An 11,995-nucleotide genomic window follows, 5' to 3' on the forward strand; every position below is an offset into this window, starting at 1 on the left:
GGTCGGTGGCGGGCTTACTGCTCTTCGGCCAGCAGCGACAGGCCCAGGCCGGCACGGCGCCACAGCCACGGGCTCGGGCGGTAACGCATGTCGCCGGTCAGCGCTTCCATGTTGCGCAGCGTCTCCAGCACCAGCTGCGGGCCGACCGCGTCGCCCAGCGCCAGCGGGCCCTTCGGGTAGCCGAGGCCGAGGTTGACGGCGAGGTCGATGTCAGTCGGCGTGGCAATGCGCTGCTGCGCGATATCGCTGGCGATGTTGATGATGCAGCAGAGAATGCGCTGCGCAACGAAGCCGGCCGAGTCGCGGATCACCGTGACCGGCACGCCGTCGCCGGCAAAGAGGCCGTGCGCGGCGTCGCGCGCGGCGGCGCTGGTGGCCGGGGTGGTCATCAGCGTGCGGCGCTTGGTGGCCTCGAACGGCAGCAGCGTGTCGATGGCGACGGTGCGGGCCGGGTCCAGGCCCTGTTGCAGCGCGCTGGTGGTGGCGTCCAGGCCCAGCGGCGTGACGATGATCAGCGCGTCGGCCGACGGCTTGTTGCCGCCTTCCGGCGTCACGCCCAGCGCGCCCAGCAGCTTGGTCACCATGGCGTGGCCGCGCTCGCTGGCGTGGCTCACCCAAACGCTCGGCGGGCGCGCGCCCGGCACCACGGCAGCGGCCGGTACTTGCTTCTGGCCATCGGCGTAGGCATAGAAGCCGGCGCCGGCCTTGCGTCCGATCAGCCCGCCGACCGCGCGGATCGCCGTGATCGGCGAGGGGCGGTAGCGCGGTTCCTGGTAGAACTGGTTGTAGATCGATTCCATCACCGGATGCGACACGTCCAGCCCGGTCAGGTCCATCAGCTCGAACGGGCCCATGCGGAAGCCGGCCTGCTCGCGCATGATGTTGTCGATGTCGGCGAACCCGGCCACGCCTTCCTGCGCGACCTTCAGGCCTTCGATGTTCATGCCGCGGCCGGCATGGTTGACGATAAAGCCGGGCATGTCCTTGCAGCGCACCGGCGTATGGCCCATGCGGCGCGACAGCGCCATCAGCGCGTCGCCCACCGCCGGGTTGCCCGACAGGCCGTCGATGACCTCGACCACCTTCATCAGCGGCACCGGGTTGAAGAAGTGGTAGCCGGCGATGCGGCCCGGGTGCTTCGACCCCACGGCGATCGCGGTGATCGACAGCGACGACGTATTCGAGGCGATGATGGCGTCCTCACGCAGCACGGCTTCCAGTTTGGCGATCAGGTCGCGCTTGACCTCCAGCTTCTCGACGATGGCTTCCAGCACCATGCCGCAGCCGGCCAGGTCTTCCAGCGCGCCGCAGGGCTTGACGCGGGCCAGCGTGGCTTCGGCGTCGGCGGCGCTGATCTTGCCCTTGTCGGCCAGCCTGGCCAGCGTTTCCTGCAGGTACTGGCGCGCGGCGGCCACCGCTTGCGGGTTGGCGTCGTACAGGCTGACGGTCAGGCCCGCCTGCGCGGCGATCTGCGCGATGCCCCGGCCCATGGCGCCGGTGCCGACGATACCCAGGGTATCGATGGTGAAAGTGCTCATCATTTGTCCCAAAAGTTGTGGTTAAATTAGCACGATCGTACGTTTTTTGCACCTTCCGCGACAGATGGGCAGGGCAGGCGGCGTGCGCTGATCGGCCAGCCGGTACACTGCAGACCCCGGATGGTCCACAATCACCCGCTGCGACCCATCCACGCCGTGCGATGCGGGGATCATTCCAACAACGGAGAGAGACGACATGCTGAAGCTCTGCGGTTTTGCCGCCAGCAACTATTACAACAAAGTGAAGCTGGCGCTGCTGGAAAAGAACGTGCCGTTCGAAGAGGTGCTGGCCTGGATCGGCCAGACCGACCCGGCGGCCACGCCCGCGGGCAAGGTGCCCTACATCATCACCGAATCCGGCCCACTGTGCGAGTCCGAAGCGATCGTCGACTATGTGGAGGCAGCTTATCCGCAGACGCCGCTGCTGCCGCGCGACCCGTTCCAGGCCGCCAAGGTGCGCGAGATCACGGTCTTCATGGAGCTGTACCTGGAACTGACCGCGCGCGAGCTGTACCCGGAGGCCTTCTTCGGCGGCAAGGTCAGCGACGGCGTCAAGGAGCGCCAGCACAAGCTGCTCACGCGCTATGTCCCCGCCTTCGCCAGGCTGGCGAAATTCTCGCCGTATATCGCCGGCGACACCTTCACGCTGGCCGACTGCGCCGCCGCGGTGCACCTGCCGCTGGTGTCGTCGTGCACCAAGATCATCTACGGTACCGACCTGCTGGCCGAGCTGCCGGTCAAGGACTACCTGAAGACGCTGTCGGCGCGTGAATCGGTGCAGAAGGTCAATGCCGACCGCAAGGCCAATCTCGAGCTGATGATGAGCAAGAACAAGTAGCCAGCGGTTCGAATTGCCGCTTGGGTGCTCCCTCTCCCGCTTGCGGGAGAGGGTTGGGGTGAGGGCCGGAGTGTCAACGAAGTAAAGGCGTTGGTATGCCAGCGCCCACCCTCACCCCCTGCCCCTCTCCCGCAAGCGCTTGTCTTTACCCACATCTCGATAGGAAAGGTTGTAAACGGGATTGGACGGTGTTAACTTCGGGGAAGTTGACAATCAGTGGTGGCAATTTTGTCTGATACGGAAGATCTGGAAGACTGGGCCAGCGACGAATTCGGTGGCGCTCAGTTGGGCGATGCACGTCGCACGCAGCGCCTTGTGGCATTGGCGCGCGGACTAGCGCAAAAAGCCCATGTTTCGTTCCCGCAGGCCTTGAGTGGTGCCCAACTCAAGGCGGCATATCGCTTCTTTGATAATGAGGCGGTCGACCCGGACGGAATACTGGCGAGCCACGTCGTTCAAACCGTGGGTCGCATGCAGCAGGTACCTGTCGTATTGGCGGTGCAGGACACCACGGAATTCAATCTGGCAAATTTGCCCGCGACTGAGGGACTTGGTCACGGCACGGGCGGCAATTTGCGCGGATTCATGTTGCACAGCGTGCTGGCGGTGACGCCTGAGGGCCTGCCACTGGGCGTGTTGAGCATGAAGACGTGGGTGCGTGCGCCGCAAGCATCGGGCAAGGCCAGGCAGCGCCGGGCGCTGTCCATTCGTGACAAGGAAAGCGTGAAGTGGCTGGAGGGGCTGGAATGCCTTGAGCCGCTCAAGATGCAGTGTCCGGACACGCACCTTGTTGCCGTCAGCGATCGCGAGGGCGATGTGTACGACGTGTTCCTGGCGCAGCGCCCAGCGGGGGTGGACTGGTTGGTGCGGGCCGCCTGGAATCGGGGCGTGGATCACCCAGAGAAGTATCTGTGGGAGACGGTTGCTGCGGCCCCCGTACTCGGGGAGACCGTCCTGCACGTGCCCAGGAGTGGCGCCAGGCAAGCGCGTAGCGCCCGACTGGCTTTGCGCTGTGTGCCCGTCCAACTGCGACCGCCGCGCAGCCGCGGCGCAGAGGCCCTACCAAGCCTCGAAGTGTTTGCCATTCACGCACTGGAAATCGATCCGCCCGAAGGTGTTGAGCCGCTCGAATGGATGTTGCTCAGTTCGATGCCCACCCAAACGCTGGAAGATGTGCTGGAACGGCTGAGCTGGTATGCCCGGCGCTGGACCATTGAATCCTGGCATCGTGTCCTGAAAAGTGGCTGCCAGATCGAGGCTCGGCAGTTCGGGACGCTGGAGCGGTTCCTGCGCGCCACGGCGCTGTTCGCCGTGATCGGCTGGCGCATCATGTACGCGACCATGCTCGGCCGGCTTGAAGCCGATATCCCTTGCTCGGTGCTATTGCAGTCGCTCGAATGGCAGGCCTTGTACTGCCGCACGCACGGCACAACCAAGCCACCGGAGCAGGCACCCAAACTCAGCGAAGCGGTCCTTTGGATCGCCAAGCTCGGTGGCTACCTGGGTCGCAAAAACGACGATCCCCCCGGTGCTACTGTCCTCTGGCGCGGCTTCCTCGTTTTGCACGAAATCACCGAAATGTATCGGATCTTCCAGAAAAACGAGTAAGCCGCCGGAAGTTGTGGGTAAAGGCAAGCGCAAGCGGGAGAGGGGAGCGAACCGGTAGCTTGTGATGCTCTGCAGAATGAAAAAACGCCCACGATATATTTGTGGGCGTTCTTCTTCTCATCACAGCTTGCCCAGCCGCTCCAGCGCCAGTGCCAGCGTCTCTTCCTTCTTGGCAAAGCAGAAGCGCACCACGCCCGATTCACGCGGCTGCGAGTAGAAGGCCGAGACCGGGATCGCGGCCACGCCGATCTCGCGCGTCAGCCACATGGCGAAGTCGGCCTCGCTGAGGTCGGAAATGGCGGAGTAGTCGACGCACTGGAAGTAGGTGCCGTCCGACGGCAGCAGCTTGAAGCGGCTGCCGGCCAGCCCGGCGCGGAAGAAGTCGCGCTTGGCCTGGTAGAACGCCGACAGCTGCAGGTAGGGCGCGGGATCGGCCATGTAGTCGGCCAGCCCGTACTGCACCGGGGTGTTCACCGTGAACACGTTGAACTGGTGCACCTTGCGGAATTCGGCCATCAGCGCGGCCGGCGCGGCCACGTAGCCGACCTTCCAGCCGGTCACGTGGTAGGTCTTGCCGAAGCTGGAGATCACGAAGCTGCGGCGCGCCAGTTCCGGGTGGCGCGACACCGAGGCATGCGGCTGGCCGTCGTAGACCATGTGCTCGTAGACCTCGTCCGACAGCAGCAGGATGTCGGTGCCGGCCAGGATCTGCGCCAGCCGGTCCATGTCGGCCGCGCGCCAGATCGTGCCGGTGGGGTTGTGCGGCGTGTTGATCAGGATCATGCGCGTGCGCGGCGTGATCGCGGCGGCGAGCTTGTCGAAGGGCACGCGGAACTCGGGCGCCTCCAGCGTGACCGGCACGGCGGTGGCGCCGGCCAGTTCGATCGCGGGCAGGTAGCTGTCGTAGCACGGCTCCAGCACGATCACCTCGTCGCCCGGATGCACCGCGCACAGGATCGCGGTCAGGATGCCCTGGGTGGCGCCGGCGGTGACGGTGATCTCGGTGTCCCAGCTGTACTGGTGCCCGTAGAGGCTGGCGATCTTGCCGGCAATGGCCTGGCGCAGGCGCGGCACGCCCGCCATCGGCGGGTACTGGTTATGGCCGGCGCGCATGGCACCGGTCACGGCATCGATGATCTTCGGGTCGCAGTCGAAGTCCGGGAAGCCCTGGCCCAGGTTGACCGCGTTCTTCTCGGCGGCCAGCGCGGACATCACGGTAAAGATGGTGGTGCCGACGCCGGGCAGGCGCGAAGGGGGCGGGGTCAGCGGGGCGAGGGTGGTGTCTGCGGACATGGTGCGAGCTTGTCGATGCGGTAGGGACGGGATTGCAGTCAGGCGTGCGGCACCACCGCAGGGGCAGCGCCGGGAGCCGCCATTCTAAAGCGGATCGGCGGCGGTGGCGGCGCCCAGCGCGGCCAGCCAGGCGCCAAACGCCGGCGGCGTCATCACCTCAACGCCGCTGCTGCGGCGCAGGCGGGTGCGCAGCTTGAGCACGGCCTTGTCCTTCGAGACCAGGCACGCGGCGCCGGCAAAGTGCGCCAGTTCCACGAACTTCTGGTCGTCGGTGTCCTTGCAGCGCGGCAGGCGGATGGCGTCGTAGTCGGCCTGCGGCGGCGCGGCCTCGAGGCTGGCGAGGCGGTCGACGGTGGCCAGCGCGGCATCGATATCGACGTCAAAGCGGGCAAATTGCGGATAGGCCAGCACCCGGCGCAGTTCCTCGCGGCAGTCGGCGCGGATCACCGGGGCGATGGTGCCGGCTTCCAGCGCCGCGCGGATCGGCTCCACGTGCGGGTCGCGGAAGACCAGCAGGTCCACCCAGATGTTGGAGTCCAGCACCACGCGCGGCGCAGATGTGATGCCGGCGGGGCTGGCGAGGAGGGTGGTTCCGGTGGTGTCGAGGCGCATTCGCTACAATCTTGGCTTGTTTGTCCTTGGCTACTGCCGCGATTTTGCCATGCTCATCGTTTTGTCTCCCGCCAAGTCGCTGGACTACGAGACTCCCCCGCGCATCAAGACCCATACGCTGCCGCGCTTTATCGACCGTTCCGCCATGCTGATCGAGCGCCTGCGCAAGCTCGCGCCGCAGGACGTGGGCGCGCTGATGGACATCTCCGACAAGCTCGCGGTGCTCAATGTGACGCGCTACGCCGACTGGTCGCCAGCGTTCACCGCGGCCAACAGCAAGCAGGCGGTGCTGGCCTTCAATGGCGACGTCTACGACGGCCTGGATGCGAAGGCGCTGTCGGCCGACGATCTTGGTTTTGCGCAGAAGCACATCCGCATCCTGTCTGGCCTGTATGGGGTGCTGCGCCCGCTGGACTGGATGCAGCCCTACCGGCTGGAGATGGGCACGCGCCTCGACAACGTCGCGGGCAAGGACCTGTACGCGTTCTGGGGCGACGATGTCACGCAGATGATCAACGCCGACATGGCCGCGCTCAAGCAGGAAGGCGCGCCGGTGCTGGTCAACCTGGCCTCGGAGGAATATTTCAAGGTGGTGCGGCCCAAGGTGCTGGCGGCGCGCATCGTCACGCCGGTGTTCGAGGACTGGAAGGGCGGGCGCTACAAGATCATTTCGTTCCATGCCAAGCGCGCGCGCGGCACCATGGCGCGCTACGCGGTGACGCATCGCGTGACCGAGCCGGAAAAGCTCAAGCGCTTTGCCGAGGACGGCTACGCCTTCGACAAGGCGGCCTCGGATGCCACCCGCTGGGTGTTCCGCCGCCGCCTGGAAGACTGAAACCCATCGCCACGAGACAGCCCGCCATGCCTTCCGCCTTGCATATCTCTTCGCAATTCGACTCCGGCGCCATCGAGGTCGAGGCACTCGACCGCGCCGACGATATCCGCCTGCGCATCCGCGCCGATTCAAACGCCGACTTCCGCCAGTGGTTCCACTTCCGCCTGCAGGGCGCGGCGGGGCAGGCGTGCCGGATGCACTTCCTGAACGCGGGTGACTGCACCTATCCCGATGGCTGGCGCGACTACCGCGCGGTGGCCTCGTACGACCGCGCCAACTGGTTCCGCGTGCCGACGCGCTTTGACGGCCACGTGATGACGGTGGAATGCACGCCCGGGCACGACAGCATCTGGTTCGCGTACTTCGAGCCGTATCCGGACGAGCGCCACCTGTCGCTGCTGGCGACCTGCCAGCGCTCGCCGCTGGCGCGGCTGTCGCACCTGGGCAGCACCGTCGACGGGCGCGACATGACCCGCGTCACGCTGGGCCAGCCCGGCCCCGGCAAGAAGACCATCTGGATGATCGCGCGCCAGCACCCGGGCGAGAGCATGGCCGAATGGTTTGTCGAGGGTGTGCTGCAGCGCCTGACCGGCACCGGCATGTGGGCGGGCGACCCGGTCGCGCGCAAGCTGCTGGAGCGCGCGGTCTTCCATATCGTGCCGAACATGAACCCGGACGGCTCGGCGCGCGGCAACCTGCGCACCAACGCCGCCGGCGCCAACCTGAACCGCGAGTGGATGACGCCGAGCGCGGATACCAGCCCCGAGGTCTACTACGTGCGCCGCGCCATCGAGGCCAGCGGCTGCGACATGTTCTTCGACATCCATGGCGACGAGGGCCTGCCGTATAACTTCGTCGCCGGCAGCGAGATGCTGCCGGGCTTTACCGAAGCGCGCCGGCGCGAGCAGCTGCGCTTTATCGAAGCCTTCAAGCGGGCCTCGCCGGACTTCCAGGACGTGCACGGCTATGCGGCCAGCAAGTACAACGCCGACGCGCTCAAGCTGGCGTCCAAGTACATCGGCCACACCTTCGGCTGCCTGGCGCTGACGCTGGAGATGCCGTTCAAGGACAATGCCGACCTGCCCGATCCGGCAGTCGGCTGGAACGGCGCGCGCAGCGCGCTGCTGGGGACGGCGATGCTGCAGGCGATCCTGGACTACCTGGGCTGAGTCCCGGCAACGGACGTTGAAAGACACTGGGTTCCCGCCTTCGCGAGAACGACGCAGATTTGAAGAGCAAGCGCAGATCAGGTCCGCAGCGCTGTGCACTTCCACTCTGTCATCCCCGCGCAGGCGGGGATCCAGTGACTTTTAACACCGCCTCCTCACTGCTTCTTCTTCGGCTTGCTGGTCGGCTTGGCCGACGTCGCCGCTTTCGTCGAAGTTTTCGAGGAAGACTTTGCCGCCTTCGCCGATGACTTCGACGCCGAGCCCTTCCCCTTGGCCCCCTTGCGGCTCTTGCTGGCCGAAGTGTGCGTGGCGGTGTGCACGGCCGGCGCGGCGGCCGGTTCGCTGATGGTGGCGCCGCTGCTGTCCTGCAATTCATACGCCAGCATCATGCCGTCGTCATAGCCGCAGCGCACCTTCACCGGCTGCCAGTCATCATCACCGCGGCGCTTGTGCGCGGTAGCGGCGAACGTGACCACCGAGCTGACCGGCACGGCCTGCTTGCCGGGCGAGAAGCGCCCGCTCCAGGGTTCGGTCGTGGCTTGTCCCGCGGCGAGGGCGCCGGTGGGGATCTTCAGGGCATCGTAGGTGGCCGAACGCGGCACCACCCAGCTGGCATGGGCCGCGCAGTCCGCCACGTCGCTGGTGGCGTTCTCGGTCTTCATCAGCTGTTCGCGCATGCGCGCGCGGTACTCGGACAGGCTGACGCGGCCACGGTCGGGCAGGGTGATGGTCTTGGTGGGGGGCTGGGTGGAAGCAGCCGGTACGGGGGCGGGCGCTGCGGCGGGTGCCGGGGCCGGGCTGGCGGCGGCGCCGGCCTCGTCGGCCGGCAGGTTGGCGCAGCCTGCCAGCGCGATCGCACCGGCTACTGCGGCAGCCACCATGCGGAGCCGGCTGCCGAGCAGTTCGGAGATTCGTCGGATCACGGTGTGAGCGGTGTGTGCGTGCTTGGAGTTGCCTGCCGGCCCAAGGGACCCCGTTGGGTTCCATGATGCCGCCAGGCAGGATGGGTTCGCAAAGGAATGCCATGATAGAGGAAACCTATCCGACAAAGTTCCTAAATCTTGTTACCCAGTCTTCCAGCGCATGGCTACGCGCTGGAAGTGATCCTTGCGCTAACACGAACCGTCCGAGCCGCGCCACTGCGGTGAACCCGCAAGCGAGCGCGGCCCGCTTCAGGCCACGCGCGACGGCATCGCGCGGGTAAAGCGCAGCAGCTCGTCGAGCAGCGTGTTCAGATCATGCCGCAGCCTGGCGAAGCCCGCGGTATGCGTGAGGCCCGCTTCGTCCATGTAGAGCTTGCGGTTGACCTCCAGTTGCAGGCTGTGGCGGCCGGCCTGGGGCTGGCCCACCACGCGCACGATCTCCACGCCCTTGTATGGGTGGTTGCGCCAGACGTCATAGCCCAGGTCCTTGAGCACGCCCTGGACCCGGTCGGTGAAGCGCTTGTCGCAGGTGGTCCCGTCGCGGTCGCCCACCACGAAGTCCGGATGCTCCAGGCCCGGGAACTCGGTGGCGAACGGCGCGGCGTGGCTCGGCATCGAATGGCAGTTGATGTGCCAGGCGCTACCGTGGCTGCAGACGGCGCGGTCCGCCAGCTTCTGCAGCTGCGCGTAGTAGGGCAGGTAGCAGCGGTTGATGCGCGCCTGCACTTCTTCCACGCTCAGCTTGCGGTCATAGATGGCCTCGCCGGTGTCCAGCACGCGCCAGACCAGGCCCTTGCCCAGCCGGGTCTTGGAGGTTTCCTGCTTCGCGCCAGGCCAGGGCGCGTCGAGCAGGGTTTCGTCGATTTCCTCCAGCGCGCGGTTGGCGTCCAGGTAGCTGCGCGGAAAGCCCGCGCACAGCAGCGGGATGCCGCGCGCCGGGGCGCCGGCGTAGAGTTCGTCGACAAAGGTGTCTTCGGCCTGGCGCAGCAGCGGCAGCGGCAGCGCGGGGTCGGGGCGGAAGTCCGTCGGGTAGATCGTCGCGCTGTGCGGCGAGTCCAGGAACAGCGCCGCGGGCTCGCCCTCGGGCTGGTACAGGTAGAACGGACGGTCCGCGGTGGTTCGGTCGGTGTCGGTCATGGTGTGGCTGTGGAATCAGTCGAGCGAGATCCTGGCGGCGGCGGCCACGCGCTTGTTCTTGGCCACTTCGCTCTTGATCTGGGCGGCAAAGTGCGCCGGGGTATCGCCCACCGGGCTGGCACCCAGCTTGTCCAGCTTCGCCTTCACTTCCGGCAGCGCCAGCACCTTCAGCGCGGCGGCGTTGAGCCGGGCCTGGATATCCGCGGGCAGGTTGGCCGGCGCGATCAGGCCGAACCAGGCGGTGTCGTTGACTTCGCCCAGGCCCAGTTCGGCGAAGGTCGGCACGTTGGGCAGCGCGGCCACGCGCCTGGGTGCCGCCACGGCGAGCGCACGCAGCTTGCCGCTCTCGATGAACGGCAGCGACGACGGCAGGTTGTCGAACAGCACCTGCACCTGCCCGGCCAGCGCGTCGTTCAGCGCCGGGCCCACGCCCTTGTACGGCACGTGCAGCAGTTCGGTCTTGCTGCTCATCTTGAACAGTTCCCCCATCATGTGCGAGACGCTGCCGTTACCCGCCGAGCCATAGGCCAGCTTGTTGGGTTGCGCGTGCGCGAGCGCGATGAAGGACTTCATGTCGGTGGCCTTGACCGCCGGGTTGATGCTCATCACGTTGGGCACCGAGGCCAGGTTGGTGATGGTGGTGAAGTCCTTGGTTGCATCGTAGGACAGGTGCGGGTAGACCGCCGGATTGATGCCATGGGTCGAGGCCGTGGCAATGCCCAGCGTGTAGCCGTCCGGCGCGGCCTTGGACAGGAAAGCGGTGCCGATGCTGCCGCCGGCGCCGCCGCGGTTGTCCACCACCACGGCCTGGCCCAATTGCTGGCCGAGCTTGTCGGCAACGATGCGCGCGACGATGTCGGTGGTGCCGCCGGCGGGGAAGGGCACGACCAGCGTGATCGGCTTGGTCGGATAGCCGGTCTGGGCGGCGGCGCTGAAGGCAATGCCTGCGGCGACGGCGGCCGAAGCGGCGGCCAGGACTTGGAGAAGATGGCGACGTTGCATGAAGGGATCCAGGGCGAGGAGAGGAATAAAGTGGATTTCACGATTCTGCGCGTCCGGGCGAGCGCGCCGCAAACGAAATAAAATCCTTGGCTCATTCCATTTGGTCGTGAAGTAGAGGTGATTTATGCGACGCCTATGTCCGTCGCTGACTGAGTTGCAGGCCTTCGAGGCGGCAGCGCGTCATAGCAGTTTCACCGTAGCCGCCCGTGAGCTGCATGTCACGCAAGGCGCAGTCAGCAAGCAGGTGCGCAGCCTGGAGGCCTATCTCGGCGTGGAACTGTTCCAGCGCGTGCGCCAGCGCCTGGTGCTTACCACGGCCGGTGAGCGCTACCTGGAGCGCATCGGCCCCAGCCTGAACGAACTCGAGGCCGCCACCCTGGAACTGATGGCGCGCCAGGGGCGGGGCGGCGTGCTGCATATCGCCAGCATGCCGACCCTGGGTGCCAAGTGGCTGATCCCGCGCTTGCCGCAGTTCTTCGCCCGCCACCCGGAGGTCATGCTGGAATTCGTGCCGCATGCACAGGGCTACGATTTCTCCGAGCCGGACCTGGACGCCGCCATCCGCTTCGGCGACGGCGTCTGGCCCGGCAGCCTGGCCGACTACATGACCGGGCGCGAGGTCTTGCCGGTCTGCCGCCCGGGCCTGCTGGCGTCCGAGCCTGGCGGCGTGGCGCTCACCCCGGACGCGTTGCTGCGCTATCCGCTGCTGCACCACACCACCGTGCCCGAAGCCTGGCCCGACTGGTTCGCCACGCTGGGCGTGCCCACGCGCGAGGCCTGGAGCGGCGCGCGCTTCGACCAGTTTTCGCTGCTCACGCAGGCGGCGCTGTCGGGGCTGGGCATCGCGCTGATCCCGCGCTGCCTGATCGAGGAAGAACTGGCCACGGGCGCGCTGGTGGTGGCGCACCCGGCCCAGGTGCTGGCCAGGAAGGGCTATTACCTGTGCTACCCCGAACAGAAGCAGCACCTGCCGGCGCTGCGCACGTTCCGCGCGTGGATGATGGAGGGGGCCGACCTGGCGCGGCCGGGCTGAGGCGCGG

Annotated in this window: 11 protein-coding genes; 5 read left to right on the plus strand and 6 right to left on the minus strand. The window is 66.8% G+C overall.

The features are described 5' to 3' along the window. Positions 1 to 14: 14 nt before the first annotated feature. Positions 15 to 1,538: a 3-hydroxyacyl-CoA dehydrogenase gene (locus ACREYQ_RS05045; RefSeq protein WP_432260364.1), complete on the minus strand. Its 1,524-nt coding sequence runs from the start codon at positions 1,536 to 1,538 to the stop codon at positions 15 to 17. A gap of 196 nt (positions 1,539 to 1,734) precedes the next feature. Here ACREYQ_RS05045 and ACREYQ_RS05050 point away from each other — a divergent pair, with 196 nt between their 5' ends. Both ACREYQ_RS05050 and ACREYQ_RS05055 read left to right on the plus strand, forming a co-directional pair. Then, complete coding sequence (locus tag ACREYQ_RS05050; RefSeq protein ID WP_432259675.1) at positions 1,735 to 2,376, plus strand: glutathione S-transferase; 642 nt, start codon at positions 1,735 to 1,737, stop codon at positions 2,374 to 2,376. Positions 2,377 to 2,595: 219 nt separating this feature from the next. Continuing rightward, positions 2,596 to 3,984 (plus strand): IS4 family transposase, encoded by a 1,389-nt coding sequence (locus ACREYQ_RS05055; RefSeq protein WP_432257801.1) that lies wholly within the window; start codon positions 2,596 to 2,598, stop codon positions 3,982 to 3,984. A gap of 120 nt (positions 3,985 to 4,104) precedes the next feature. Here ACREYQ_RS05055 and ACREYQ_RS05060 read toward each other — a convergent pair whose 3' ends face one another. Continuing rightward, positions 4,105 to 5,277 carry a pyridoxal phosphate-dependent aminotransferase gene (locus tag ACREYQ_RS05060; RefSeq protein WP_432259676.1) on the minus strand — a complete coding sequence of 391 codons (1,173 nt, stop codon included), beginning with the start codon at positions 5,275 to 5,277 and terminating at the stop codon, positions 4,105 to 4,107. A gap of 84 nt (positions 5,278 to 5,361) precedes the next feature. Beyond that, positions 5,362 to 5,889 carry a PIN domain-containing protein gene (locus ACREYQ_RS05065; RefSeq protein WP_432259677.1) on the minus strand — a complete coding sequence of 176 codons (528 nt, stop codon included), beginning with the start codon at positions 5,887 to 5,889 and terminating at the stop codon, positions 5,362 to 5,364. Between the two features lie 49 nt (positions 5,890 to 5,938). On the opposite strand from ACREYQ_RS05065, the gene yaaA reads away from it, so the two are divergent. Then, entirely contained in the window at positions 5,939 to 6,724 is a 786-nt protein-coding gene (gene yaaA / locus ACREYQ_RS05070; protein ID WP_432259678.1) for a peroxide stress protein YaaA, read from the plus strand. Between the two features lie 26 nt (positions 6,725 to 6,750). After that, the gene (locus tag ACREYQ_RS05075; RefSeq protein ID WP_432259679.1) at positions 6,751 to 7,893 is read left to right on the plus strand and encodes a M14 family metallopeptidase; all 1,143 of its coding nucleotides are present in this window, start codon (positions 6,751 to 6,753) and stop codon (positions 7,891 to 7,893) included. A gap of 155 nt (positions 7,894 to 8,048) precedes the next feature. Here the strand turns inward: ACREYQ_RS05075 and ACREYQ_RS05080 are convergent, their stop codons facing one another. From ACREYQ_RS05080 to ACREYQ_RS05090, 3 genes are all read right to left on the minus strand, one after another. Next, positions 8,049 to 8,816: a BspC domain-containing protein gene (locus tag ACREYQ_RS05080; RefSeq protein WP_432259680.1), complete on the minus strand. Its 768-nt coding sequence runs from the start codon at positions 8,814 to 8,816 to the stop codon at positions 8,049 to 8,051. Between the two features lie 249 nt (positions 8,817 to 9,065). Further along, on the minus strand, positions 9,066 to 9,953 hold the full coding sequence (locus ACREYQ_RS05085; protein ID WP_432259681.1) for an N-formylglutamate amidohydrolase: 888 nt from the start codon (positions 9,951 to 9,953) through the stop codon (positions 9,066 to 9,068). Positions 9,954 to 9,968: 15 nt separating this feature from the next. Next, positions 9,969 to 10,955 (minus strand): tripartite tricarboxylate transporter substrate binding protein BugE, encoded by a 987-nt coding sequence (locus tag ACREYQ_RS05090; protein WP_432259682.1) that lies wholly within the window; start codon positions 10,953 to 10,955, stop codon positions 9,969 to 9,971. Positions 10,956 to 11,079: 124 nt separating this feature from the next. Here ACREYQ_RS05090 and ACREYQ_RS05095 point away from each other — a divergent pair, with 124 nt between their 5' ends. Further along, positions 11,080 to 11,988 carry a LysR substrate-binding domain-containing protein gene (locus ACREYQ_RS05095; protein WP_432259683.1) on the plus strand — a complete coding sequence of 303 codons (909 nt, stop codon included), beginning with the start codon at positions 11,080 to 11,082 and terminating at the stop codon, positions 11,986 to 11,988. Positions 11,989 to 11,995: the final 7 nt, after the last annotated feature.

The sequence above is a fragment of the Cupriavidus sp. TMH.W2 genome (assembly GCF_050847365.1).
Lineage (GTDB): Bacteria > Pseudomonadota > Gammaproteobacteria > Burkholderiales > Burkholderiaceae > Cupriavidus.